A 26,889-nucleotide genomic window follows, 5' to 3' on the forward strand; every position below is an offset into this window, starting at 1 on the left:
AAGGAACCAAAAATGACTAAGAAACCATTTTTATGGGGTGGCGCATTAGCTGCTCACCAATTTGAAGGCGGTTGGAATGAAGGAGGAAAAGGACCAAGCGTGGTTGATGTCATGACCGCTGGTGCTCATGGCGTTGCAAGACAAATCACTCAAGATATCGAAGCTGGTAAATTTTATCCAAATCATACCGCAATTGATTTTTATCATCATTATAAAGAGGATATTAAGTTATTTGCTGAATTAGGTTTGAAATGTTTACGTACTTCAATTGCTTGGACACGAATCTTTCCTAATGGTGATGAGTTAGAACCAAATGAAGCTGGCCTACAGTTTTATGATGATGTGTTTGATGAACTTATTGCTAATGGAATTGAACCGGTTATCACCCTTTCACACTTTGAAATTCCATTACATATTGCTCGTCATTATGGTGGATTTAGAAATCGCAAAACGGTTGAGTTTTTCGAACGTTTCGCAATTAGTTGTTTTGAGCGCTATAAAAATAAAGTCAAATATTGGATGACGTTCAACGAGATTAATAATCAAATGGATACCAGTAATCCAATCTTCTTTTGGACTAATTCAGGTGTGCAAGTTGAACCTGGTGAAAATCCACAAGAAGTACTTTATCAAGTGGCTCACTATGAATTGTTAGCCAGTGCTAAAGCAGTGATTGCTGGTAAGAAAATTAATCCTAATTTTGAAATTGGTTGTATGATTTCGCATGTGCCAATCTATCCATATTCTTGTAATCCTGAAGATATGATGGCATCAGAAATTGCTATGCATCAACGCTTCTTCTTCCCTGATGTACATGTACGTGGTTATTACCCTGCTTATGCATTAAAAGAGTTTGAACGAGAAGGTTACAAACTTGATATCACTGAAGATGATTTAGCCTGTTTGAAACAAGGAACAGTTGACTACATTGGCTTTAGTTATTACATGTCAACAGTGGTAAAAGCTGATGCTAAAAATGAACATCGTGACAATATTGTTAATGGTGCGCTACCAAATGCGGTAGAAAATCCATATATTAAAAGCAGTGACTGGGGATGGCCAATCGATCCGGAAGGATTACGTTATACTCTTAACCGTTTATATGATCGTTATCAATTACCCCTATTCATTGTTGAAAATGGTTTTGGTGCGATAGATGAACTAGAACATGATAACCAAATTCATGATAAACCACGTATTGAATACCTTGGCGCTCATATCAAAGCGATGCAAAAAGCGATGGATTACGATGGTGTTGATGTGATTGGTTATACAGCTTGGGGAATTATCGACGTAGTATCTTTCACTACTGGTGAAATGAAAAAACGTTATGGCGTAATTTATGTTGATCGTGACAATGAAGGTAACGGCAGCATGAAGCGCTATAAAAAAGAATCATTTGAATGGTATAAAAATGTAATTAAGACTAATGGCCAAAATTTAAAATAATCATTTAGCTATATATTTAAAATAACAATCAAGGATCTGATTTATCAAAATTAAATCAGATCCTTTATCATTAATAAATCTCACCATGATCTAACAGTAAAAAATTACTATTTAATCGTCAGTTAGCAATCAAAATTGAAAAATTAGCTGTTTTTCAACTTGAGGATCAATTAAAGTGACATGAAAACCAATTAATCTTACACCTCGATTATTTCGTCTTTCTGACCACACTTTATAAGCCTGTTCAATCAGATCATCCTTATCCAATTTTGACCATACATGCTCTTGGGTTGTCAGTTGAAAATCATCAAATTTAAATTTGACACCTTGCCTTGCAATCGATAAATCAGCACGAACTTTGCTTAATCTTTTTTCGAGTTCATCAAATAACGGTTCAAATTGAGCTAAACACTCATCCCAACTATGAATATCATCAACTAAAGTACGCTCTACACCTACGGATTTACGTTGTCTGTCATTACAAACTTCACGTTCATCTATACCTTGACAACGTTCATATAAAATTCGACCAAACTTACCAAACTGATTAAGCAATTTTGTTAGGTCATAATTGACCACATCCTTACAAGTATATAATCCCAATTCAGTTAGCTTTTTCTCAGTTACTTTACCCACACCAGGAATTTTTTTTAGCGGTAACTGCTCAATAAAACTCCCTACTTGTTCAGGTGTAATTACATACTGTCCGTTAGGCTTATTCATGTCAGAAGCTATTTTGGCTAAGAACTTAAGTGGAGCAACACCTGCCGAAGCGGTGAGTTCGAGTTCTTTATATATCGCTTGACGGATATCTTGAGCAATTAAAGTAGCTGAGCCGTGAAAAAGCTTACAATCAGTCACATCTAAATAAGCTTCATCAAGGGAGAGAGTTTCAATAGCTTGAGTATATCGTTTAAAGATTTGCTGAATTTGATTAGAAACTTCTTTATAAACAGCATGTCGACCGGGGATAACTTTAAGATTAGGACAGAGCTTAATTGCCTGTGCCATGGACATAGCACTATGGACACCAAATTGACGAGCTAAGTAATTTGCAGTTGATACCACACCTCGCTTACGCGGATCACCCCCTACCGCAATAGGAATATTGCGATAACGGGGATTGTCTCTCATTTCGACAGCGGCATAAAAACAATCCATATCGACATGAATAATTTTTCGCATAATAGGTGTAATAGCATTAAAAAAATAACTGTATAAATATACAATATCACACCTTAACTTTATCTGCAAATTACTCACTATTATTTAGTTAACTTATCAAAATCAGTTAAGCCTTTTTTATCATGAGGATCGCCAATCCAACGAATTGGTTGTTCAAATTTCGGATTTACTATACTTTTTTCTGGAGCATAGGATTTATAACTAAGCCCAGCTAAATCAGACCAAGTATGAATCAAGTCTTGAGTACTGAATTTTCTATTCACATAGGACTGATAGTTATTAGGATGACTAGCTAGCCATTTTGGTGACTGCCATAGCATGAATGGTACAGTATACATCACCTTAGTAGGCGCTTTTTCATTACGACCTAGAATATCATGCGGAGGGGTCTGATAAACATCTTCACCATGATCAGAAAAATACAACATAAAACCATTTTCCTGACTATCTTTAAATAAATTAAATAGTTTGGTTGTTACAAAGTCATTATAGGTTATTGCATTATCATAACTGTTATAAACCTTTAACTTATCATCATCTAGTTTAAATGCTAAATCTGATCTATTATTAAAACGCTGATAATCAGTACTTTGAGGATAGCGCAATTCATATTTCATATGCGTACCAAGCAGGTGAATGACGATAAATTTCTTTTCAGCAGGATCATGTAATACTTTTTTAAATGGTTCAAATACCGATGAGTCATATTGTCGTGAACTTTGATTACGATCGTTATTCATATAAAACTGTTCATCAGCTTGTTTAGAAAACATAGTCAACATCGTATTACGTTTTGTCATCGTCTGTTGATTAGTGATCCAAAACGTTTTATAACCAGCCTGCTTCATAAGGTGAATAAGAGATGGTTTGCTAAGATATAAATCTGGATTTTGTTCATCAGCCAAAGTTAGGGCTTGCTGTAATATTTCAATAGTATAAGGTCTTGATGAAACCACATCATTAAACACAACAAAATCAGGATTATCTTGCTTAAATTGTTCAATCAACGGTGTAGTATTGCGTTCATAACCATAAATCCCCATACGATTACGTGTAGTCGATTCACCAATCACCAATACTAATGTTCTTGGTGTATCACCATTAGCATCCGTTAAGTTTTCAAACTTAGGCAATGTTTGCAAATGATTTAAAATATTCTCCATATTCGACAATTGTGAACGATATGCTAAATAACTGTTGATCAATTGCCACGGCACTGTAGTTTCCATACGTTCTTGTAAATGTTGAGTGGCTTGTGCAAATGACATTTTTTTTATTACAACACCAATACAAAGCGGCATTAATGCATAAACAACAATGAATATAGACACTAACCATTTAGTCATATTTTTAACATAAATAGGTTTGACTTTAAGCCATAGAAAAAAACCAAGCAAAATATAGATCAGCAATACTATAACTAACTTAATGCTTAAATATTGAGAGATAAACTCATGTGATTCATTATAATTGGACTCGGCCATTACAAAAAAAACACTCTGTGAAAACTCTTGTCGATATATGGTGAAATAACCAATAGAAATTAATGATAATCCCCCAATTATAATGCCATAAACAGTAGCAATTTTTTTTGTATAACGAGGGAAAAATAATACCGGTACCAACCAAATCATGCTGTAAATAATTGAATCGCGTAAACCAATAAAATTAGCATGTCCAGAGAAAACAATATAGAGTTGCAAACTACAAGAAAAGTAACAAAAAAATAAAATTACATAGATCAATGAACGCCAATTAAAGCCTGCAGAATTATCTAACTTTTGCATAGTTACCATTATTCACAATTAATAATGGTCACTAAACTAACAAAATCAGATTAACAAAACCTTAAGTGCAAATAAAAGCCACGAAAAGCGGCTAAATAATATACTAATAATTTGGATAGATTGGATTTATATTAATAATAAATATCATCATTTTTAGATCAAGAATTAAGTTTATTTTTTAAACTTCGGATAAATGCATAATCTACTTCAAGCGAATAACAGCCTTGTTACCAATTTGAAAGATAATTAATTTGTTTTTGATTTAATTTTAGATAGATACTGTTAGTATTTTTCTCTATAGTGCATTTTTTAATCGCTAGCGCCGACGCCCGCCGATCGCGCATTTTCAATGGCTCACGGCGGGCTATTGCCGTTTCGTTTGCAAAGCTCTCTTCATGGCAATGTCGCTGAAACCACAAACTATAACTTTCATGATTATAAGCATACGGATAACTTACCCCAAATTCAGTTAAATTAGCGTTAGATAGCCGTTTTGCTAGTGTATTGAGTGGAAATGTACTGGTCGTTATCAATTTATTTTTAAGTGTTTTTAATTTTATCACCCGAGCTTTAAATGGATAACCTAGCAATTCAGTTAATATATACACGCCTTGATTATATGCACGTAAAAACACCCCTTCTTTAAATCATAAAACACCTTCAAATTGTGATTGTTCTTCTAATTTTTGAATAAAATTCATTACTACCCTTTTTATTTGTAACAATTATACTAAAACTTTCTAATAGTAATATTAAGTTAAATATGTATTTATTCTTTGTAGACCGCTCGTAAAGACTGATTTTTTCCCAAACTTGTATTTGTCCTATCCATGCGTCAGCAGCAAACCGATCAGATAAGCCTGCAGCTATATCTGATGATACTGCATATTGATCTCTTGTATAAAACCAAAGTAATCCACTGTCCGGCCAGTCAGAATCGGGATAGCTATATTTAATTGACATCCCCAATTCACTAAATAATCCTCCACCAATATGACGCCAATAACGACCTCCATCCGAAAAAGATGGTTTTATGAGGAATAATTTATAAATAAAAGTTTCAAATGATAAGTACTTTTAACTAAAATCCATATTTTCGAAAATGCATTAACTATTAGACACTTAACCAACTGTTTAATAACGTATTTCATTCCATGTATTAAAGTCATCTACGAAAATTATTACTAAAATTCATCCACATTGTATTTTATTAATATTATTCTCTTATTGAATACATACGCCTCTTAGTTGTTGAGCGTAGGCCCAAACACCTATTTGCCCAATCCATGCGTCAGCAGCAAACCGATCAGACAAACCTTTAGCTATATCTGATGATACATCATATTGATCTCTTGTATAAAACCAAAGTAATCCACTTCTTGGCCAGTCAGAATCCGGGTAACTATACTTAGTTGACATTCCCCATTCACTTAACAATCCCTCACCTATCGTCCGAGTAAATGCATCCCATGCCAGTGGGTATTTCGTCCATGAAGCTGGTGCATTCGGGGAATTTGACATTTCTGCCCGTGAAGGTATATTTTGTTCCCCTCCACACAAATGTACTATTTGTTCATATGTATAATGATTATCTCCTTGACCATGTGGTACAGCCCAAACTCCTGATAAATTAAATGAATAGACTTGTTCGGGTATTTGTTCACTATGCTTGAACTTCGCGGTTATAGTCACCAGTCCTATTGGTTTTTTTTTCAACATAACATTACCCGCTTTATCAACAACCACACTATCTTTAGGATTTGCGGAAACGTTATAATCAAAATCCTCTTGATGACCAGTCATAACTAATTGAAATTTCGCTCCTGGAAAACCAGTGGTAGGGAAATGAGGAGAAGCTGACACTTTAAAACCATTAATTGGATCAAAAACATTCGCATTATAACCACCACCGCAATAACTATTTCTTACTCTCGAATTATCAAAATTCCAACCTCTTGTCACTCTAAGATCTACAAAATCTTCATCCAAAGATAATTCAAATTCATTATCAGCATAACCCGTCAAAATACATTCTATCCTACCTTGGTATTCAATTGGACGGGCACTTCCCCATGTCATAGTAGGAAAAGTTATCATCTGATTTGGTTTTGCATAACAAATGTCAGGTTTAGCCATAATTTTATATTTTTGAGTGATATCAACATATTCGCTTTCATTAGGAACACCATATTCGGAATAGGTTTTTACTTTCGTTGTAATAGTTAAAGTTAACGGCATGGAAATGTCACTACCACAACCAATTATTTTTTCATTATTTTCGATTTTTATCCCTTTATTATCAAACCAACTATAGGTTGTTTTTTCTACGGTGAACGGAGTGTTATTGCGAATGCCATCACCATCGGTATCATCATAATTAGCCGTCACATCTAAATCATTCATTGCATAATCCTTAATAATAAAGTCCTTAATTGTTAAATTACCATCAAACTGATTGATTTGTGTGTCACTTAAGTTATTGGTATTTGAACTATATAAAACACCATTAACAGTAAAACCATGTTTTTTCGATGCCCCTTCAATATCGACAACTTTCGGTTTATTACCAATAATGACATTTATACTATGTGCTGTGAGTGCTAGGCTTTTTTGACTGACGCCTAAAAAGCATAAAATAAATAAAATATAAATAAACGGTTTAACCAGAGATAAACAAACGGATAATAATGAAGAATTTGTTAAAGCAAAAATACAACGCATTGTATTTGCTATGAAACCTTTACAAGGTGAAGGCTGAACTAAACAGCGTTTTGTTTTTTTTGTTCTTTGGCTAAATTGATATGGACTAAGACTAGATATTAACTTGGATTTTCTGTGAAAAGATAAACTATCGTGAAAAAGTAAACTTGAATTGAGGTAATTAGCTGAAATTAAATTATAGGTTGAGCAGGTTTGGTGTTTGGTGTTTGGTGTTTAAAATTATAATGCATATTCGACATCCTGTCAATTAACTTTATGTTTAATTTGATATTTTATCTTCAATTGTTAGTTTGATTAACTAAATAATGATCGATAATCCTACTTAAAATTGTTTAAAATTATAAAGACATAAAAAAAACTCGCAACCACTTTTTGAGGCTAAATTGTTAAATTTTGTAAATATTATTAGTAAGATAACCAGCTAAATCACAGTTTTTAATTATTTAAAAAACTCTCCTCAACTTTTTCAACTTAAAATCCTAACTTTCAATACCTAATAACTCCGCTATCTTTTGATTTTCATTAAGCTGATTTGGAGCTGCATTAAAAATAATTTTTCCATTATCAATAACGAGGCAACGTGAGAAGTGGTGAAGAGAATCATCCAAATAATGCGAGACCATCATTAAAGTAAGGTTGAATTCGCTACAAACTTGATTAACAAGAGCTAGCATTTCAAAACGTAATGCTTGGTCAAGCGCAGAAAATGGTTCATCAAGGAGTAAAATTGGACGATGTTGTATTAAACAGCGTGCCAGTGCAACACGTTGCCGTTGACCTCCTGAAAGTTGTTCGGGATAACGTTGGTTAAAGCCTTCCAATCCGACACGCACTAATATGTCACCAATTATTGTCTGTTCTGCACGGCTAAGTTTTAATAATGGTTTAATACCTAACGCTATATTTTGTTCGACGGTAAGATGGCTGAATAAATTATTGTTTTGGAATAGCATCGATACCGGCCGTTTACCCGGTAAAGTGGTAGTAACATTTTGCTGATTGAGAATGATTTGTCCGCCATTGGGAAAAATGAATCCGGCTATTAAACTGAGTAATGTACTTTTGCCTGCACCGCTTGGGCCAACAATGACCACTCTTTCTTTAGCGGCAATATTAAGCACAAAGTGCATGTTGAAGTTATCATATTGATACTCAGTATTTTGAAGTTCGATCATAATCCATAACAACCAATAAGCTAAATGATAAAATTAATAAAATTGCCGCTGTTACTATACTTTCTTTGTAATGATAATGCGATATCTGTTGATATAAATAATAAGGTAAAGTGGTGACTGACTGCCCACCAAATAAGGCAATTACACCAAAATCGCCCAATGACAATATGCCAGCAAATGCAAAACTCATCAATATTATTCTTCTTAATCCTCTAAAATCAATTAAATAAAAGTGAGTTAAACCATTGATATTCAGTGATTGGGTGAGTCGCCAATATCGAGCGGTAATATCATACATTGGTACGGCAAGATTTTTTATAATAAATGGTAACGCCATCAATCCATTACAAACCATCATCAATAAGCAGATAAAAATGGCATTATTACTATAGTCAAATAGTAATAAAAATAATCCTGATGCCAATACCATACTTGATATGGCTAGAATAAGTGATGCAATTAATAATAGTCCATTACTCAATCGAGGTTGTCTATTTATCAGTAATCGACTATTGGTCCAAAGTAATAGTAACCCCAGTATCATGGCAATAATTGATGAACCAAAAGCAATAATGATTGAAAAAAGTAAAGCTTGCTGTAATGAAAAGGTCAACAATGAGAATTGAAAGAAATAGATACCTTGAAACAGGATAGTCAGCATAGGTAACAATATAAATAATCCACCGATCAAAATTAGCACTGAACTAACAATTTTTAATCCTTTGGGTAAAGGTAAACGATAGTCTGTTTGAGTAAAGTTTACCGTTAATTTTTTATCGATTCTGTTTATCTTTTGCATTAATCCAATGAAGGCAATACAACAAACTAGTTGTAAACAGGCAAGTAATGCTGCTTGTAACAGATCAAAATCACGAATTGCTTGATAAATAGCAACTTCAAGCGTGGTATATTTAGGCCCGCCACCTAATGCTAAAACAATGGCAAAACTTGAAAAACATAACATAAAAATTAATGCCGCCATAGGTAATATTTGTCTACGCAGTAATGGCCATTCAATAATTTTAAAAAAAGTTACATTGCTAAAATTTAATTGCGCAGCTAAATGTTTTTGTTCAATAGGTACGCTTTGTAAGGTTTGATAAAATAGACAGCAGGCATAAGGGAAATTCAGAAATACATGTGCCAATAAAATGCCGTGTAAACCATAAATTGAAAATGAGAATGGTATGTGTAATATTTGGCAGATACTTGATAATAAACCTTGTCGCCCGTAAACCGATAGTAAACCAGTCACAACAACTAGTGTTGGTAATATAAAGGTAATAGGCATCATCTTCAATAACAACTTTTTACCTTTAAAATCCACTAAAGATAATGCCTTAGCCATTAATATGGCTGCGATTAGTGATAATAATGTCGACAATACAGCTTGGTAAAAAGTTATCCATATAATATGCAATATGTAACTATCAAAATAGATGCTTAAATTTCCTGACTGCAAGGCAAATTTCCAGATAGCGAGAAGTGCTGAACTTAATATGATTAAAATTAAACTAGCAGCACTGATACCTGGTAATAACGATCTGAATTTTAACATTAATAATACTTAACTATTTACTTATTGCTGACTGCCACTCACGAATCCAACCTTTTTGATGTTTTTCAATCTCTTCCGGTGTAAATTCTAGCGATTTATCAATGGTATTAATTTGCTTATAAGCATCGGGTAGATCGGTTTTAATAATTGGATACATCACATTTTTTTCAGCAAATTGACGTTGTATCTCAGGTGTTAGCAAGTAACGTAAAAATTGTCGAGCTAAATCAGCTTCTTGGCTATATTTAATGATGCCAGCCACTTCGACTTGGCGATAGTGACCTTCAGCAAAAATCGCGGCGGCGTAGTTATGATTATTTTCATTAATAATATGTGCTATCGGCGATGTGCTATAACTTAATACCAAATCCGCCTCATCTTTTAAGAACATACCATAGGCTTCACTCCAACCTTTAGTTACTGTGACCGTATGTTTAGCCACTTGTTGCCATGCATTTGCCGCCTCGTCACCATAGACCTTTTTCATCCAAAACAATAAACCTAGTCCTGGAGTGCTGGTTCTAGGATCTTGATAAATGATTTTCCAATTAGCTTGGTTTTCGACCAATTCATGTAATGAATGAGGAGGATTTTTAATCTTATCTTGATTATAGATAAAAGCGAAATAGCCAAAATCGTAAGGAATAAAACTATCATCCCACCAATCGGTATTGAGGTTATCGGGTTTACTAATTTGATGCGGAATTAAAATATCCGCTTGCTTGGCTTGTGCTAATAGATTGTTATCTAATCCTAAAATAACATCAGCATTTGTTTTGTCGCCTTCAAGGCGAATGCGATTTAAAACAGATACGCCATCTCCCAATGTGACAACATCAAGTTGGCAATGACATTGCGCTTCGAAGCCTTTTTTAATTGTTTCACCCGGCCCCCACTGTGACATAAATGAATTGTAACTATAAACGGTTAGAGTTGGTTGTTGTGCATTAGCTAGATGACTAAATAGTGAAAATGAAAATATAACAGATAGTAAAAAGTTTTTACGAAACATTTTGCCTCCAAAGTAATGTGTAAAAGACAAAAGGTTTGAGCAGATATAATAACTCAAATCCCTCCGCTGGCATTATCCAGTTCAGGTTCGACGAGTTATGTCAGTTTTTCTGACACTCTCAGCCCTTCAGGGCACCCCGTTGAGAACGATGAGTAGTTTAGTGGTAGCAAATAGAATTGTAAACAGGCGATGTGTTGATAAATACAAATTTAGACAAATTAAAACAAGGTAAGATTACAGGCAATCAGTGACAATTGTTGTGTTTGTCGGTATTATATGCCTCATTTTATGATTATTGATTAGGTACAATGTGAACATTCAACAACTATTAACGCAACGAGTTTCGCAAGCAATGATTATGGCTGGTGCAGATAAAAACTGTGATGCTTTAATCAAGCAATCAGCCAAAGTTCAATTTGGTGACTATCAAGCAAATGGTATCATGGCTACCGCTAAAAAATTGGGTATGCCACCACGCGCATTGGCAGAAAAAGTATTACAACATCTGGATATTGAAGATATTGCCGATAAAGTAGAAATTGCTGGACCGGGTTTTATTAATATCTTTTTAAAAAATAGTTGGATTGCCGAGCAGAACGAAGTAGCATTAAGTAGCGATAAATTGAATATCACCTTACCGGCTAAACCACAAACTATTGTGGTTGATTACTCAGCACCAAACGTAGCAAAAGAGATGCATGTTGGTCATTTACGCTCAACGATTATTGGTGATGCGAGTGTTAGAGTCTTAAATTTTCTTGGCCACAATGTGATTCGAGCTAATCACGTTGGTGATTGGGGAACGCAATTTGGTATGTTAATCGCTTACCTTGAAAAAATGCAAAACGAACAGGCCAACGATATGGATCTATCGGATCTAGAATCTTTTTATCGTGCAGCAAAAAAACATTATGACGAAGATGAAGTCTTTGCTGAAAAAGCCCGTAATTATGTCGTTAAGCTTCAAGGTGGTGATGAGTATTGCCGTGAAATGTGGCGAAAACTGGTTGATATTACCATGACGCAAAATATTGCCACATATAAACGACTCAATGTCACACTTTCACTAGAAGATACCATGGGTGAAAGTATCTATAACAGTATGCTTCCGGGCATTGTTGCCGATCTTAAACAGAAAAAATTAGCCGTTGAAAGTGAAGGCGCTATCGTTGTGTTTTTAGATGAGTATAAAAATAAAGAAGGCGAACCAATGGGTGTTATCATCCAAAAACGAGATGGTGGTTATCTTTATGCAACAACCGATATTGCCTGTGCAAAATACCGTTATGAAACGCTACACGCGGATCGTATTTTATATTATACCGATTCACGCCAACACCAACATTTAGAACAAGTTTGGGCGATTGTGCATAAAGCAAAATATGTCCCAGAATCTTTAAAACTTGAACATCATATGTTTGGTATGATGTTAGGTAAAGATGGTAAACCATTTAAAACGCGTTCAGGTGATACCGTTAAACTAAATGATTTACTCGATGAAGCAACTGAGCGAGCAGCAACATTAATTAAAAGCAAAAATCCTGATCTTTCTGATACCGAGCTGGCTCAAGTGGTTGATGCAGTTGCCATTGGTGCGGTTAAATATGCTGATCTATCCAAAAATAGAACGACTGATTATGTATTTGATTGGGATAATATGCTGTCATTTGAAGGCAATACAGCGCCTTATTTACAGTATGCCTATACCCGTGTACTTTCAGTATTTAAAAAATCAAATATCAATGAAGACAATCTAGATGGTCATATCGATTTAGGTACTGAAAAGGAACGCGTATTAGCAATTCGTTTGAATCAATTTGATGAAACAATCACAACTGTTGCCGCCGAAGGTACGCCACATGTTCTTTGTGCGTATCTGTATGATATCGCTACCCTATTTTCAAGTTTTTATGAACACTGCCCTATTTTGGCCGCAGAAAATGAAAGTTTAAAAGTTAGCAGATTGAAACTGGCCTTATTAACAGCCAAAACGCTTAAAACGGGTTTAGATATGCTTGGCATTAAAACCGTTGACAAAATGTAAGCTTATTTGCCACCGATATGATTAAATATCGGTGGTTTTATTGGTGTTTATTTATCCGCTTAGACATCAACCTGTTTAGCTATACAAATCGATAATCCATCAACACGCTCCTTAGCAAAATTAGCAAATTCAACTAAATATGGCGTTGTATTATGCAAGTCAATCGCCTGCTGTGATTGCCACGTTTCTACTACTATATAAATATTTGGATTCTCAATACTTTGATTCAGCTCATACCGAACACAACCGTGTTCAGCTCGACTACCGATAACTAATCGTTTAAATATAGGTTTAAATGCTTCATGATACTCTGGTTTTATCGTAATGGTAGCAATAATGTTTAGTTGTGACATATTTTACCCTTATAAGCAAATTTGTTTTGTAATGATTGAAATCCTACTGTTAAGAATAAACAGCTTTTTAATAATCATGCTAATCTCATTTTTTCGACCATTATACTTATTATTAAATAGTAAGTTAGGCATATGTAATTTAATAGTTTACTCTTTGAGAGTATAAATAGACTTTTTTTTAGTTTGAAAAATCTAAAAAATAATACTTTAACCATTTCATTTATTTAAATATTTTCAAAATTAAAATACTTGATCTTAACAATGAATCCATTAAAATCTCTCCCACTTAGGAATAATAATAAAGTGTAAACTTCCATGACAACTTGTATTTTCATTACTATAAGAAATATCCTAACTGGTTTATTTTGATCCTCCTTTTGGGGGATTTTTTTTATCTATTTTTTATTAAAACTTAATAGTAACCAAATTTTAGAGGCGCATTATGACCGATAATAAACAAATGTTATCAACTAGTCGAGATCAGAGTTTGAAAGCATATTTGATGAACAAAATTAAACAAAATGGTGGTTGGGTTAATTCACATATGCATGCTGATCGTGCTTTTACTATCTCTGTAGATAGTTTTGATGTCTACCAAAAACAGACTTTAATTGAAAAATGGGACACGCTTGATAAAGTGAAAGCAGCAATGACCGAAGATGATTATTATCGACATTTTAGCATGGCGGTTGAACGCATGATTGAACAAGGTGTTACTGCCATGGGTTCATTTGTTGATATTGATCCGATTGCCGAAGAGCGAGCAATTAGAGGAGCTCTGCGCGCTCGTGAAACATATAAAAACGATATTACGATTAAATTAGTCAATCAAACTCTTAAAGGAGTCATTGATAAAGAAGCCCGATACTGGTTTGATAAAGGTGCTGATTTAGTGGATATTATTGGTGGTTTGCCGCGTCGTGATGAGCGAGATCATGGTGAAGGCATGGGATTAAAACATTTAGATGTGTTAATGCAAACCGGTAAAACATTAGGCAAAATGGTACATGTCCATGTTGACCAATTTAACTCATCAGATGAAATCGAAACCGAGCAACTTACTGATAAAACCATTGAGCATGGTATGCATGGTCGTGTGGTGGCTATTCATAGTATTTCAATTACCGCACATAGTTTGGAATATCGTCAAAAACTCTACCAAAAAATGAAAGAAGCTAAAATGATGGTAATTGCTTGCCCATTTGCTTGGATCGATAGCCCGCGCCGTGAAGAACATGGCCCAACCCGAAATTCATTAACACCAGTCGATGAACTTGCTGCAGCTGGGATACCTGTTGCTATTGGGACTGATAACGTCAGTGATTATATGTTACCTTTTTCAACCGGTAATATGTGGGAAGAACTTAAATTATTAGTGACTGGATGTCGTTATACAGATTTAGATAATGTAGTTAATGTTGCTACACGAAATGGACGAATGGTTTTAGGTCTTGCATAATGGTTTGATTAAAAATTTAGCTGAGATTTAAACATCTTAATAATAAAAATCCCACCTAGAGAATAACTGAGTGGGATTTTATTTATTGGCGATCGTTTATAATTGATGAATTGCTGAAGAAACCCGAGAAAAGTAATTACTAAGTCTTGATTTTATTTCATCTTCAGCTTGTTGTCTTAATTCACTTCGAGAATAATAATTACCATCTGTACGATCAAATTCATAACTAGGTTTATCACCTGTATAAATATACTTAACTTGCCTTGAACTTTTTTCAGCTAAAAAACTGTCATAATAACCACTTAATCCAGAAACATTTACGCTAAGGTTTAAACTATAATTATTTACTAATGTTTCAGTTCTTAAGTTATATTCTTTTTCACCATTCTTTTTAGTGTCATTTGTTACTGAACCGCCATCTTCAGAATATCGCTCATCTTCACTAAGATTAATAGTAATGTTACTATCACTGCTGTTGTAAACTAATATAATAGCATCATCATTTTTGAAATAATCTTCAACAAAATTAGAAAATGAATTTGCATTTCCTGTCACATATAGTCTTATTTTACCCTTGTTAGCATAGTCTCTTGCTTTTTGTTGCGAATCTCGATAATTACCATACTTTGCATAAGTATTCGCGGCATGTTGATAATTTGTTGCTGCTTGTCGATATTGATAACTCCGAGTCGCATTTTTAGCTATTTTTTCACCTTGAGAATAAGAATTAAACGCTTCTTGACTGATCGCTTTTTTTTCATAGTAATGAGCTAATTTTTCAGTATCTTTGTAATGACCTAATGGCTTATAAATATCAATAATAGTTCTAAAACAAGCTACCGCTGCATTATAATCACCGCTACGTATTTCCTGTTTAGCAAGATTGTATAATGTTTGTGCCACAAGCTGCCTATATTTAGTATCCGCATGAATATAGGCTTTTTCGATATTTTTATCGTAATATCTATCTAAAGATTTTTTATATAGCGCTGCTCTTTTTTCATAATCACCAGCAGAATTAGTTGGGATAGCATTTGCTTGTTGAGTATAAAAGTTAGCAATATTTTGTTTTAAACGTTCACTAGGATATTTATCCAAAAAGAATGCTAATTCGGAACTGTAAAAGTGATCACTCAACCGCTGATTAAGCTCTAATAATTTCTCATATGTTTCTTGGCGTTGTTCATCATTGGTCTTTGTGGTATTAGCTAATTCATTTTCATATTTGTTCATCACCTCGGTAACTAACTGACGCAGCTGGGCTGCATCAGTTTGCTTAAAGTTTGCCTCACTTTTTTCTTCTATTTTTATCGCTAATAAATTGATACTTTCAATATAACTTCCTTCATCGTACGCTTCTTGAAATGTGCGTTGATGCGCACAACCTATTAATAAAGAAATAAATAAAGCGCTAATGACTATTCTCATCAAATTTATCCTTATTAAAAATTGTCCTTTATAGGTATGAAAGTTCTTGAACAATACTTTCTAGCTTTGATCTTAATTCAGCACTTTGTTCGCTTTTAGCTCTTTGTTGTAAATCAGATTGAGAATCTAATGTACCCTCGTTATAGTTATGTATATGTGAAGGTACATTTCCTGAATAAATATATTCATATTTCTCTGAAGATTTTTCTATATTAAATGAGCGACTAGAGTTAAGAAGTCCTGTAACGCTTATTTCAGTCGATAATGTTAAGCTATTGCGAGTGATCGCTGTTTGTTGATAGTAAGTTAGTTCTTTGAAAGTTTCGATCTGAGTTGTATGCCCTTGATCATCTGTCTGTTGTACATATTTATCAAATACTTTTTCAAATTTTGTTTCGTTGCTAACTGATACTTGAGGGTGAGAATAATAACTATTACTAGCTACTCTAATTTTGATATCAGCATAATTTGGAGAACCAACAAAGGTGATATAATCAGCTGAAAAAGCCGATCTTATATCAGGACAATATTCGTAGGCATCACAATAAACTGATATTACCCCTTTGTCTTTATAGGTGTTCGCTAAAGAAGCCGCATCTTTATAGCGTCCAAAACGACTATATACGTTTGCGGCTTGCCTATAATATTCGCCAACTGTACGAAAATCTACACGTTTGCTAGCGCTTTTTGCCAGCATTTTTGCCTCTTGATAAGCCGCTTCGGCCATTAAAGTAGCGTATTTTTTACCATTATCATAAGCGCGTTTATCACTGTCTTTATATTTACCTAGAGGTTGATATACTGATGATGCTTGACTAAATGCCTCAGCCGCAGCTTTATAGTCTTTCTGTTTTTCGAAATCTTTACCTTGCTCATAGAAATCTTTAGCGGCAATCTGCATATATTTGGTATTAGCATTTTTATATAAAGTAGCAATATTTTTATAACTGTAGTATGACAAACCACTTTTATATAACTCAGCTTTTGTATGATAGCTATCAGAATCAGTACCAGTGATTGAATTACCATAATCATAGAAATCTTTAGCAATAATTTGCCTCAAACTTTCATCAGGATATTTATCTAAAAAGCTCACTAATTCCGTACTGTAAAAACGGTTAGTTAAGCGCTTATTCATCTCTAACAGTTTTTGATAGATTTCAATGCGCTTTTTATAATCTGTGTTATTGGTGCTGGCTAATTCATCCTCATATTTGTTCATTACATCATTAACCAGATTGCTGAGTTTTTCTGCATCAGTTTGCTTGAAGTTTACTTCACTTTTTTCCTCTATTTTTGCCGCTAATAGATTGATGCTTTCAAGATAGCTTCCTTCAGCATAAGCATCTTGAGATGTTCGTTCGTGACTACAACTCATTAATAAAAACATTAATAAACCGGCAATAATAATTCTCATCATGTTTTTCCTTATTGAAAATTGTCCATTATAGGTATGAAAGATCTTTAGCTATATTATCTAATATTGAGTTTACTTGAGATATTAGATTTCTTTTGCCTTGTGTATATAATTCATCTTTCGATTTTAATCGACCATTACTATGATTATAAAATCTTGCTGGCACATCACCACTATAAATATAGTCATATTTAAATGAGGTTTCTTCAACCTTAAAGGATTTACTATAACTATAGATGCCATGAGCCTCGATGCTGGTTGTAAAGGTTAATTTGTTACTATGCGTTACCGTTTGCAAGTCATATCTTTGGTCTTTATAAGTTTTTACTTGAGTTTTGTTGCCATCTTTATCTTCAACTTCAACATATTTATCAAATATTTGTTCAATTTTAGTTTCGTTTTCTACCGACTTCCCATTAGCGACAAAATCGTCGTCATAATCAATTTTTATATCTATATCTGCATCCCGAGAGTAGTTAACAAATTTAATATAATTCGCATTTAATCGGTTTCTTATTTCATCGATGAAATAAGAAGAATAACAATATACTTTAATTAATCCTTTTCTCTCATAAGTTTCAGCTAATGAACTCGCATCAAAATATTGTCCATATGGCCGATAAATAGATGCTGCTCGCGCATAATACTTGGCAACTTCCCGATATTCATAACGCTTTGTCGCATTCATTGCGAGTTGTTTGGCTTCTCGGTAAGCCTCTTCTGCCTGCTGGGTAGCATATTTTTTGTCATTATCTATCGCGCGTTTGTCACTGTCTTTATATTTACCTAATGGTTTATGTATTGATGAAGCCTGATTAAAAGCTTGAGCAGCAGCTTTATAGTTTCCTTGTTGTTCGAATTGTTTTCCTTGCTCATAGTAACTTTTGGCTGCCATCTGCATATATTTGGTATTGGCATTTTTATATAAAGTAGCGGCATTTTTATAATTGTCGTATGACAAACTATTTTTATATAATTCAGCTTTTGTTCGATAACTTTCACTGTCAGTGCCTGTGATGTAATTACCATAATCATAATATTCTTTAGCAAGAGTTTGCTTTAATTGCCTAGTGTCATACTTGTCATTGAAAAAACTGATCTGATCAGAGTAAAAGCGATTACTTAATATCTCTTTCATAGTTAATAAATGCTTATATGCATCTATTTTTTGTGGATAATCATATTTATGGAAATGATTTAGGTCTTTTTCGTAAAACTGCATTACACTACTAACAATAGTTTGTAGGCGCTTAACATCCTCTTGATCAAACTTTGCAGGCCCTTTTTCATCCAAACTGGCAGTTAAAAGATTGATACTTTCTATATAGCGGCCTTCCTTAAATGCATCTTCTGCTGTTCGAGTGTGGCATGCCGTTAATAAAAATATACAAAAAATAGCAATAATCGTGCGCATAAATTACCTTTCAAAACGTTCCATTCATTACTCTATATTTCCATCTTTTTATTAAAAAGGGCTATTTATTATTAGTTTAAAGAAAAACTGTCAGCTGAGTTTATTATAAACTTGAAGGTATTTATTAACCTTTTTTGCTAATATCAAATTGTTATTTGTTAATTATTAACAATTAATGCTATTAACTGATTTATTAGGATTTATAAAATGATTAGTTTAAATGGGATGGGATGATTTTAACCCTTAAATAAAATAACCATTTTACGTAAGGGTCAGCAAAAATATTAAATTCGAGTTGGTTTTTTATTTACCTTTTGACGAGCAGTTTTGCTGGTCTGATTGAGTTTAATACGTTTTGGTCTAACAATCCGTTTGTCTGCAGAAGATTTTGTTGTAAAGCTTTTTATTTCAGCAGGTAAACCAACTAACTCACGTAAGTAATTAACAGAATCAATACCTAATTCGATCCATGTGCCACGAGATAAACCTTTTGGTAAAGTAATATTACCATAACGAATGCGTAACAAACGGCTAACTTGAACATCAATTGCTTCCCACATACGGCGGACTTCTCGATTGCGACCTTCGGTAATAACGACATTAAACCATTGATTCAATCCATCACCACCTTGAGGTTTAATTGAGTTAAATGCAGCAGGCCCATCTTCTAACTGAACGCCTTTGCGAAGTTGATTAAGTTGTTGATCAGTAATATTACCAAATACTCGAACAGCATACTCACGTTCAATTTCATGCCTTGGATGCATGAGGCGGTTTGCCAATTCGCCATCCGTTGTGAATAGCAATAAGCCCGATGTATTTATATCAAGTCGACCAATGTTAATCCAGCGTGCATTTTTTAAGCGAGGTAATCGCTCAAACACTGTTGCTCGCCCTTGTGGATCATTTCGAGAACAAATTTCACCTTCAGGTTTATAATAAGCTAGAACACGACAAACTTCTTTTTCTTTACTTCTTAACAGAACTAAATGACCATTGATACGAATTTTTGGACTAGCATTGACATCTACGCGATCACCTAAAGTCGCGATTTTGCCATCAACACTAATTTTTCCAGCCACAATCATAGCTTCAATTTCACGACGTGAACCATTGCCTAAATTGGCTAATACTTTTTGTAATTTTTCAGTATTATCTGATTGTGAACTTTTACGATTCGACGTTTGGCATAATTTGGTATTTTTTTTACGAGCGATATCACTTTCTTGCTCAATTAGTTTATCTGCTCCACGTTGTTTTTTGGAAAATGCAGATCTATTTTGTTTCATATAATCCTCACTGTTACCTTCTCAGGTATCATTTGTTAACTCAATAACTCATTGATATGTTATTAATGTGTTTACTCGAATGGTTTGATATCACCACTACCTTGACGAATAATATCTGGATAATCGTTAGTTAAATCAATCACGGTTGTTGGCTGTTCACTAATATAACCACCATGAACAATAGCATCTAGTTGGTGACCAATTTTGTCTTCAATTTCTTCAGGATCAGATTGAGCTTCGTTTTCATTAGGTAAAATAAGCGTAGTTGTCATTAAAGGTTGTCCTAATAATTCGAGAAGCGCTAAATCAATTTTATTATCAGGAATACGCAATCCAATTGTTTTACGTTTTTCATTCATCAAACGTCGTGGTACTTCTTTGCTCGCTTGTAAGATAAAAACATATTTACCTGGGGTATTATTTTTTAATAATCGAAAGGTAGTGTTATCAACAAAAGCATAAGAAGAAAGCTCAGATAAATCACGGCACATTAAGGTAAAGTTATGGTGTTTATCCAGATTACGGATTTGACAAATACGATCTACACCATATTTATTATCAAGTAAACAACCTAGCGAATAACCTGAATCAGTAGGAAATGCAATGACGCCACCATCATTTAATATTTTGACGACTTGATCTAATAACCTTGTTTGAGGGTTATCAGGATGAATATAAAAAGTTTGGCTCATAATATTCTTCTTTATTGATAGCAGGTTAAAAAAATGTGAGGAAAGGGCTTTTTCATCACGGTTTATAGCGCTAATTGATACTATTTTAGTTCAATATATTTATTATATCCAGTTCTGCCAAATAGGTGTAACGCTACCAGGCAATGGTGTAGTTTTACCAAGATCAAGATAATTAAGCAAATCATGGAAATCCGAACCTTGTGACGCAAGTAATTCAAATTCATTAGCCAGTTTTGCTAATCGTTGTAAATCATCTTGAGTTTGGCGACTCTGAGAAACTTCAATACCATCACCACCATATGATTTAAATTCACTAATTAATAATTTTAGTTTAGTTAAGGTCAAATCATAGCGTGTCGGGTGAGCTAAAACCGCCTGTCCACCTGCCGCATGTATCGCATTAACCGCATCAGCAATACTGCACCATTTGGCAGGAACATAAGCATAACCACTTTTACCTAGATATTTTTTAAATGCTCGTTTAATATCTTTAACATAATTATTAGCGACTAAAAAGCGCGCAAAATGAGCTCGAGATACAATATCACCTTTAGAAAATTGTTGAGCTTGCTCATAAGCATTGTCTATGCTTACTTTAGCTAATTTTTCACTAATACTGATTGCTCTATCAATACGACTTTGTTCTTGTGCAGTTAATAATTCAAGCAAGTGAGAATTTTGAATATCGATATTCAAACCAACAATATGAATTTCATTATTCTTCCACATTGTTGACACTTCAACCCCATAGATTAATTTAACCGGCAAATTATCTCGTGCTATGGTCGCTTTCGCTTCTAGCAATCCCTTGATAGTATCGTGATCGGTAATCGCTAGCATATTGATTTGATTATCAGCAGCTCTTTTGACCAGTTCACTTGGCGTTAAAATTCCATCTGATGCAGTTGTGTGCGAATGTAAGTCAACAATCACTTTTTTCTCGAAAATTATTTTTAAACGTGTAATATACCACACAATTTGCACGACCACTAAAAGGTATATTATGAAAGATCAAATTCTGCTTGCTCAGCAAGATACGCTAGCTATTATTCAAGAACTTTTAGAAGATGGAAGTGATCCACATGCTCTGTATATTATTGAACATCATATTTCATCACAAGACTTTGATAAACTAGAAAAAGTCGCTGTTGAAGCTTATAAATTAGGCTATGAAGCAACCGACCCTGATGAAGATGTTGACGATGCAGGTAATGTGGTAATTGGTTTTGATATTATTACTGAAAGTCCGTTAAATGCGGAATTAATTAATGCTCAAATCGCCGAAATTATAACTCTGGCAAACCAATTTGGTGTTAATTATGACGGTTGGGGAACCTATTTTGAAGATGGTAGTGATGACCAATTCGATGAAGATGACGTTAGCGAGACCATTCATTAATAAATAATCAACTGTTAATTATGACTATTCTTATCCGCCACCAGACGGATAAGAATAGTGTTAACATTTAATTTAGTTGTTCAACACGGCTAGTTCGTTTGTGATCAGCCGTTGCAGTACGAAGCGAAACCGAAGCGTTGTTATTTATCGCTACAGGGCCATTGTAAGAATACCAATTTTTACCTTGATCTGTCGAATATTCGATAGTTAAGCCCGGAAAAACAACATTTGCAATTAATTTACCGCTTTCAATTTTGGCACCAGGTAATGGTAAACGATAGTCAATAGCTGCAAGATCTAATTTAGTTAACTCACGTTGGCCAATTAAATTAGCAAATTGATTCCAATCATTTAGCAGTTTTTGCTGATCAACATATTTTGTTTTACCTTTTTCAAATTCGCGATCTTTTTGATAATTGGTTTCCCAATCAGCTTTATGCCATGCACGCTCTGCAACACTAAGCAATCTTGGATAGATCATATAAGCCATTTTATCTTCTGTACGAATATTCTCAGTCCAGATTTGTGCTGATAATCCATAGGCTCCTGGCCAATCCATAGTACCTTTGGCTGCAAAAGCGTCACCATTGCGATCGAACGAAGTTTCAGCATTTTGTGGTAAATTATTCGGTGCAAAACTGAAAATCTTGCGTTCATCATTGAAACGCGCAGCCCAATAGTAACCACTTTCTTTAGGATTAACTTCATAAGGCATATCTAAATAGACATAATCAGGATTTGAAACTATCACTTTGTAGCCTTTATTGGCAAACTCATTGACTGAATCATATCCTCCCCAATATAAATTATCCCAGAAATTGACAACAACATCATCAGTGGCAAAAGCTTTTGCATTGGTAGCAAATTTTACGCCATCTTGCCAAGCTTGCATGCGATTAATACCATTATTTTTGATGATTTTACTTACTTCGATAGCAAAATAACTTGGCAAATGCTCGATATTTTCCACAACACCATTACTAACAAAAGTTTGGCACGCTTGTGATTTTGCCCATGGATGATCTTCAACGCTTTGATCTATTAAGCCTTTACCAGCCTCTTTTTTAGCTACATGGATATCTTGATAACCATTACCAAAGTGAATATTTTTCGCTTCATCACCACCAAAATGCCATGTTGAAATCGGTTGTCCAGCTTCAACGTGCATTTTGGCAATTTCACTAATAACTTTATTAGCAAATTTTTTCGAAGAATCTAAACATGGATTTAGATAACTTTGGCGATTGTAGAATTGCACCGTAGTAGTATTCGAAGTATCTGTAGGATCCAGTAATCGATATTCATTCGCAGCTTCGGTTTTTCCTTGCTTCATTAAGCGTTGATATCTCACTTCCATTGACAAAATAGCTGCTCTGGCATGTGCTGGCATGTCGATTTCTGGAATAACTTCAATAAATCGCGCATTGGCATATTTAACAATTTCGATATAATCTGCGCGAGTAAAGTAGCCACTGCCATTATTATCACTGTTTGGCCCAGATCCAAGTTGCGGTAATAGACACTGTTTTTCAGTTAAATCATGACAACGTTTACTACCAAAATCAGTGAGTTCTGGTAAGCCGGGAATCTCAATTCGCCACCCTTCATCATCACTTAAATGGAAGTGGAATTTATTCATCTTATATTTTGACATCATATCAAGTAACTGTAATACCGCTTTTTTGCTTTTAAAGTTTCGACCGATATCTAGCATCATACCCCGATACTCAAAACGAGGAGCATCTTCAACTGAAAGTGTGTTAATAATTTGCGGTTTACTAACTGTTATTGACGATAATATCGATTCTACAGCATAAAAAATCCCACTTTCATCAAATGCCACGATAGTTGCCCCTTGTGGGGTTATATCTAGCTTATAACTGCCATTTACACCTTTTTCAAATGCAGTTTTATCAATGGATGCATTGACTTTAAACCCTTGCTTTGTCACAGCAATATTTAATTGTTTGAAATGCTTTTCTAATACTAATTGGCTTGGTTTTGCTAAGCCATTAAGTATGAGATTAACACCACTTTGATTTAGGGTAATAGATTCTTTACCAATCGTTAATTTAACTGGTGTTGGTAAAATTTGGCCTTGCAATAAATCTGCTGTAATTTTTTTAATGTCACTATTTCGTTGGTAACGGCTTTCAGGGGTCATTAAAATATTATGATCGTTAGGTGATATCTTCCATTGTTCACCTAGTGGGGCCACAAATGCCGACAAATTATCAGAATCAGTATTGGTGTTGGCAATTATTTTAGGTTTAGCATCCGTTGAAGTTACATACCAGCGAGGCATGACATCACTCTCACTGATCTGCCAATATTCACCAATAATTGGGATTGTTACTACTGAGTTGGCAGGAATATTGGTAAATTTCGCTGTTGGTTCTAATTTATGTAAATCGCCAGTTACATGAGTTATTCTATACTGATCATTATTTACTGCTAAAATCATTCGAATATTGTGAAAATAGATTGCCCAATCTTTACTTGTTATTGCAGGGCCAGTGTTTTTAAGCGTTAAAGTAACTTTGTTACAAGCAGCCCAATCTGCACCTAATGCAGCACAATCTACCCCATCATTAACGGCATTATTATCGACTATTTGATAATTTAAACGCAGTTGTGAACTAAGCGTGTCAACAATTTTTTGTGATGCGTTAACCGATTGCATAGCTCCTAGAGTTAATAATGATGCGATCGAAGTAGCAAGCATAGCTGATTTAAACTTTTTCATAACGATTACCTATTTTTGTTTAGCGTTAAATACAGTGAATGGAATAGTGACAATAAATTTAATATCACGTTCATCTTGGAAAATGTTGCCATAACCACCTTCCCAGCTGTTGATATGATTCTCATGATTATTATATTTGGTATAGTGTAATTGGAATGAAGTATCTTTAGCCCAACTATCTTGGACGGTATACCCCAAATCAAAATTATAAGCTGATTCAATTAAACGATTCTTCTGTTTTTTGACTGTTGAATTTGGTTTGGCATTCCAACCATAAGCGTAAGATGCACCGGTTCTCCAACCAGTCAAATAATGATTTAGATGACCTAAATCATATGTCACCTCAAAAAATGCGGCTTTTTCGCCATTGGCATTAAAATCAGAACGCGAATTCCACCAAATATCTAACCGACCATTAGATGAGGCATAATCTGGCGTCATACGTTGTAAAAAGAACCCTTGTTCACCTTCTGCTTTTACCGACACCCCTTCAAGTCGTAAACCAACTGGACCAACTTGGTAACCTAAAGTAGCTGCTTGTAACCATGCTAAGCCATCATAAACATTAGCACCTTTATGAGATTGGTCTTTAGCGCCATAAAACTGATAACTCATTGTTAATGGATTATTTAACACATCAGTTTTATAAGAAGCTTTAGTAAAAAATTGATTCATATAATTCTGAGCTTGGCCAAAGGCACTTTCAAGTACAAGATCATTCTTAAAATCATATTTCATACCTGCTGAGTGTAAAAAATCGATTTTTTTACCCTTTCCCCAGCGCCGGAACTCATAAACACGTTTATACCAAGGTGCTTTGTACTTATCCGCCCACATATAGGACATAGATAAAGCACCCGCATCGTCAAAATCAATAACGCTACCAAGTTCTACTCCACGATAGGTACCGGGTAATAAACTCCAGTGTGGAGCTAGTAAAGTTTGCCCAGACGGTTGAATATAACCAGTTTTGATCCAAAACAATTCATCAATCTTAAAGTTAAGTTGCGCTTTATAAAAACTTAAGCCACTGACATCTTTTTTCCAATCTTCCTCCCAACGAGTATTCGCACCACTAAAACCAATTTCATTTGGATGCCCTTTACCGCCATTACTGACTTCCCAAGCACCATAACCGCCCAACTCAATAGCGAGTCGATCAGCGATATAACCTGATCTAAAATCTAAATTAGTATTAAATGACGAATGTCTGAGGTTTTTTTCATATTTATGTTCAACAAGATTTTTTCTTTCGCGATCACGATTCCAGAAAAATACATTACCAGTTAATGACGCATCATCAATAAAATTATTAGTATATTCGGCTTGTGCAGGACATATACAGGTTAATACGGTAATAGATAATAAAAGCTTAGTAAAAAGATTAAAACGATAAGGTAAAATCGGTAAATTATTATGATTCATAGTTGCTTCCCTAAAATTATACTGTGTAACTGACCACAAAATTCCCTAATATTTAATTGGTTTTTATAAGTCAAACTGAATGTATTACTGCTTTGAATTGCTATCTAGACAACATTTATGAAACATACTTAAGGTGGAAATAGGATAAATATGCATTTTTATAATGCATAAACATATTTTAGTTCGCAAATTAATTAATCTAAATCCGTGATCTAAATCACCAAAAAAATTAATTTTTAACTTTTAAAAGTAAAATTACCCTCACTTTTTTTACACAAAAAATTAATTATTCTTCAACCAAAAAATTTAAAAGGAACCAACTTATAAAATATATAT

21 protein-coding genes and 1 riboswitch are annotated in these 26,889 nt (G+C 34.2%); of the genes, 4 read left to right on the top strand and 17 right to left on the bottom strand.

Annotated features, from left to right (window positions below; translation table 11 throughout):
* Positions 1–12 precede the first annotated feature (12 nt).
* Complete coding sequence (locus H3T80_RS04480) at positions 13–1,449, top strand: 6-phospho-beta-glucosidase (protein ID WP_110447589.1); 1,437 nt, start codon at positions 13–15, stop codon at positions 1,447–1,449.
* Positions 1,450–1,578: 129 nt separating this feature from the next.
* Here the strand turns inward: H3T80_RS04480 and dinB are convergent, their stop codons facing one another.
* From dinB to thiB, 8 genes are all read right to left on the bottom strand, one after another.
* Positions 1,579–2,634 (bottom strand): DNA polymerase IV, encoded by a 1,056-nt coding sequence (gene dinB, locus H3T80_RS04485; RefSeq protein WP_198200287.1) that lies wholly within the window; start codon positions 2,632–2,634, stop codon positions 1,579–1,581.
* 80 nt (positions 2,635–2,714) lie between these two features.
* Entirely contained in the window at positions 2,715–4,421 is a 1,707-nt protein-coding gene (gene cptA, locus H3T80_RS04490; protein WP_198200288.1) for a phosphoethanolamine transferase CptA, read from the bottom strand.
* Between the two features lie 227 nt (positions 4,422–4,648).
* Positions 4,649–5,056, bottom strand: a complete 408-nt coding sequence (locus H3T80_RS04495) for a hypothetical protein (protein ID WP_198200289.1) — start codon at positions 5,054–5,056, stop codon at positions 4,649–4,651.
* A gap of 25 nt (positions 5,057–5,081) precedes the next feature.
* The gene (locus tag H3T80_RS04500; protein WP_198200290.1) at positions 5,082–5,384 is read right to left on the bottom strand and encodes a hypothetical protein; all 303 of its coding nucleotides are present in this window, start codon (positions 5,382–5,384) and stop codon (positions 5,082–5,084) included.
* A gap of 261 nt (positions 5,385–5,645) precedes the next feature.
* Positions 5,646–7,142, bottom strand: coding sequence for a hypothetical protein (locus H3T80_RS04505; RefSeq protein ID WP_198200291.1), 1,497 nt, complete (start codon positions 7,140–7,142; stop codon positions 5,646–5,648).
* A 479-nt stretch (positions 7,143–7,621) separates the two neighbouring features.
* Positions 7,622–8,317, bottom strand: coding sequence for a thiamine ABC transporter ATP-binding protein ThiQ (thiQ, locus tag H3T80_RS04510; RefSeq protein WP_198200292.1), 696 nt, complete (start codon positions 8,315–8,317; stop codon positions 7,622–7,624).
* Positions 8,295–9,875 carry a thiamine/thiamine pyrophosphate ABC transporter permease gene (thiP, locus tag H3T80_RS04515; RefSeq protein WP_198200294.1) on the bottom strand — a complete coding sequence of 527 codons (1,581 nt, stop codon included), beginning with the start codon at positions 9,873–9,875 and terminating at the stop codon, positions 8,295–8,297. The genes thiQ and thiP overlap by 23 nt, the downstream gene beginning before the upstream one ends.
* A 13-nt stretch (positions 9,876–9,888) precedes the next feature.
* Positions 9,889–10,887, bottom strand: a complete 999-nt coding sequence (thiB, locus tag H3T80_RS04520; RefSeq protein ID WP_198200296.1) for a thiamine ABC transporter substrate binding subunit — start codon at positions 10,885–10,887, stop codon at positions 9,889–9,891.
* Positions 10,888–10,927: 40 nt separating this feature from the next.
* Positions 10,928–11,036: riboswitch (TPP riboswitch) on the bottom strand.
* A 161-nt stretch (positions 11,037–11,197) separates the two neighbouring features.
* Here thiB and argS point away from each other — a divergent pair.
* The gene (gene argS, locus H3T80_RS04525) at positions 11,198–12,931 is read left to right on the top strand and encodes an arginine--tRNA ligase (RefSeq protein WP_198200298.1); all 1,734 of its coding nucleotides are present in this window, start codon (positions 11,198–11,200) and stop codon (positions 12,929–12,931) included.
* 59 nt (positions 12,932–12,990) lie between these two features.
* On the opposite strand, the gene H3T80_RS04530 is transcribed toward argS, so the two are convergent.
* Positions 12,991–13,284: a putative quinol monooxygenase gene (locus tag H3T80_RS04530; protein ID WP_198200300.1), complete on the bottom strand. Its 294-nt coding sequence runs from the start codon at positions 13,282–13,284 to the stop codon at positions 12,991–12,993.
* Between the two features lie 442 nt (positions 13,285–13,726).
* Here H3T80_RS04530 and H3T80_RS04535 point away from each other — a divergent pair, with 442 nt between their 5' ends.
* Positions 13,727–14,743, top strand: a complete 1,017-nt coding sequence (locus tag H3T80_RS04535) for an amidohydrolase family protein (RefSeq protein WP_198200306.1) — start codon at positions 13,727–13,729, stop codon at positions 14,741–14,743.
* Positions 14,744–14,839: 96 nt separating this feature from the next.
* On the opposite strand, the gene H3T80_RS04540 is transcribed toward H3T80_RS04535, so the two are convergent.
* The 6 genes from H3T80_RS04540 to H3T80_RS04565 form a co-directional block, all read right to left on the bottom strand.
* On the bottom strand, positions 14,840–16,171 hold the full coding sequence (locus H3T80_RS04540) for a hypothetical protein (protein WP_198200307.1): 1,332 nt from the start codon (positions 16,169–16,171) through the stop codon (positions 14,840–14,842).
* A 28-nt stretch (positions 16,172–16,199) separates the two neighbouring features.
* Positions 16,200–17,591, bottom strand: coding sequence for a hypothetical protein (locus H3T80_RS04545; protein ID WP_198200308.1), 1,392 nt, complete (start codon positions 17,589–17,591; stop codon positions 16,200–16,202).
* Between the two features lie 25 nt (positions 17,592–17,616).
* The gene (locus tag H3T80_RS04550) at positions 17,617–19,002 is read right to left on the bottom strand and encodes a hypothetical protein (RefSeq protein WP_198200309.1); all 1,386 of its coding nucleotides are present in this window, start codon (positions 19,000–19,002) and stop codon (positions 17,617–17,619) included.
* Positions 19,003–19,286: 284 nt separating this feature from the next.
* Complete coding sequence (rluB, locus tag H3T80_RS04555) at positions 19,287–20,291, bottom strand: 23S rRNA pseudouridine(2605) synthase RluB (RefSeq protein WP_198200310.1); 1,005 nt, start codon at positions 20,289–20,291, stop codon at positions 19,287–19,289.
* 71 nt (positions 20,292–20,362) lie between these two features.
* Positions 20,363–20,983: an L-threonylcarbamoyladenylate synthase gene (locus H3T80_RS04560; RefSeq protein WP_086320192.1), complete on the bottom strand. Its 621-nt coding sequence runs from the start codon at positions 20,981–20,983 to the stop codon at positions 20,363–20,365.
* Positions 20,984–21,085: 102 nt separating this feature from the next.
* Positions 21,086–21,958 (bottom strand): PHP domain-containing protein, encoded by an 873-nt coding sequence (locus H3T80_RS04565; RefSeq protein WP_198200311.1) that lies wholly within the window; start codon positions 21,956–21,958, stop codon positions 21,086–21,088.
* 28 nt (positions 21,959–21,986) lie between these two features.
* Between H3T80_RS04565 and rraB the strand changes: the two genes are divergently transcribed.
* Entirely contained in the window at positions 21,987–22,382 is a 396-nt protein-coding gene (gene rraB / locus H3T80_RS04570) for a ribonuclease E inhibitor RraB (RefSeq protein WP_110447577.1), read from the top strand.
* Between the two features lie 67 nt (positions 22,383–22,449).
* Here rraB and H3T80_RS04575 read toward each other — a convergent pair whose 3' ends face one another.
* Complete coding sequence (locus H3T80_RS04575) at positions 22,450–25,128, bottom strand: beta-N-acetylhexosaminidase (protein WP_198200313.1); 2,679 nt, start codon at positions 25,126–25,128, stop codon at positions 22,450–22,452.
* Between the two features lie 9 nt (positions 25,129–25,137).
* A complete protein-coding gene (locus H3T80_RS04580) occupies positions 25,138–26,553 on the bottom strand; it encodes an OprD family outer membrane porin (RefSeq protein ID WP_198200314.1) in 1,416 nt (471 codons plus the stop codon).
* Between the last annotated feature and the right edge of the window lie 336 nt (positions 26,554–26,889).

This window comes from Gilliamella sp. W8145 (assembly GCF_016101145.1).
GTDB classification, from domain to species: Bacteria; Pseudomonadota; Gammaproteobacteria; order Enterobacterales; family Orbaceae; genus Gilliamella; species Gilliamella apis_A.

What these genes read in the sequence shown, in the direction of transcription:
- H3T80_RS04480 (WP_110447589.1), top strand. Translation starts at nt 13, where the DNA reads ATGACTAAGAAACCATTTTTATGGGGTGGCGCATTAGCTGCTCACCAA.
- dinB (WP_198200287.1), bottom strand. Translation starts at nt 2,634, where the DNA reads ATGCGAAAAATTATTCATGTCGATATGGATTGTTTTTATGCCGCTGTC.
- cptA (WP_198200288.1), bottom strand. Translation starts at nt 4,421, where the DNA reads ATGCAAAAGTTAGATAATTCTGCAGGCTTTAATTGGCGTTCATTGATC.
- H3T80_RS04500 (WP_198200290.1), bottom strand. Translation starts at nt 5,384, where the DNA reads ATGTCAATTAAATATAGCTATCCCGATTCTGACTGGCCGGACAGTGGA.
- H3T80_RS04505 (WP_198200291.1), bottom strand. Translation starts at nt 7,142, where the DNA reads ATGCGTTGTATTTTTGCTTTAACAAATTCTTCATTATTATCCGTTTGT.
- thiQ (WP_198200292.1), bottom strand. Translation starts at nt 8,317, where the DNA reads ATGATCGAACTTCAAAATACTGAGTATCAATATGATAACTTCAACATG.
- thiP (WP_198200294.1), bottom strand. Translation starts at nt 9,875, where the DNA reads ATGTTAAAATTCAGATCGTTATTACCAGGTATCAGTGCTGCTAGTTTA.
- thiB (WP_198200296.1), bottom strand. Translation starts at nt 10,887, where the DNA reads ATGTTTCGTAAAAACTTTTTACTATCTGTTATATTTTCATTTTCACTA.
- H3T80_RS04530 (WP_198200300.1), bottom strand. Translation starts at nt 13,284, where the DNA reads ATGTCACAACTAAACATTATTGCTACCATTACGATAAAACCAGAGTAT.
- H3T80_RS04535 (WP_198200306.1), top strand. Translation starts at nt 13,727, where the DNA reads ATGACCGATAATAAACAAATGTTATCAACTAGTCGAGATCAGAGTTTG.
- H3T80_RS04540 (WP_198200307.1), bottom strand. Translation starts at nt 16,171, where the DNA reads ATGAGAATAGTCATTAGCGCTTTATTTATTTCTTTATTAATAGGTTGT.
- H3T80_RS04545 (WP_198200308.1), bottom strand. Translation starts at nt 17,591, where the DNA reads ATGATGAGAATTATTATTGCCGGTTTATTAATGTTTTTATTAATGAGT.
- H3T80_RS04550 (WP_198200309.1), bottom strand. Translation starts at nt 19,002, where the DNA reads ATGCGCACGATTATTGCTATTTTTTGTATATTTTTATTAACGGCATGC.
- rluB (WP_198200310.1), bottom strand. Translation starts at nt 20,291, where the DNA reads ATGAAACAAAATAGATCTGCATTTTCCAAAAAACAACGTGGAGCAGAT.
- H3T80_RS04560 (WP_086320192.1), bottom strand. Translation starts at nt 20,983, where the DNA reads ATGAGCCAAACTTTTTATATTCATCCTGATAACCCTCAAACAAGGTTA.
- rraB (WP_110447577.1), top strand. Translation starts at nt 21,987, where the DNA reads ATGAAAGATCAAATTCTGCTTGCTCAGCAAGATACGCTAGCTATTATT.
- H3T80_RS04575 (WP_198200313.1), bottom strand. Translation starts at nt 25,128, where the DNA reads ATGAAAAAGTTTAAATCAGCTATGCTTGCTACTTCGATCGCATCATTA.
- H3T80_RS04580 (WP_198200314.1), bottom strand. Translation starts at nt 26,553, where the DNA reads ATGAATCATAATAATTTACCGATTTTACCTTATCGTTTTAATCTTTTT.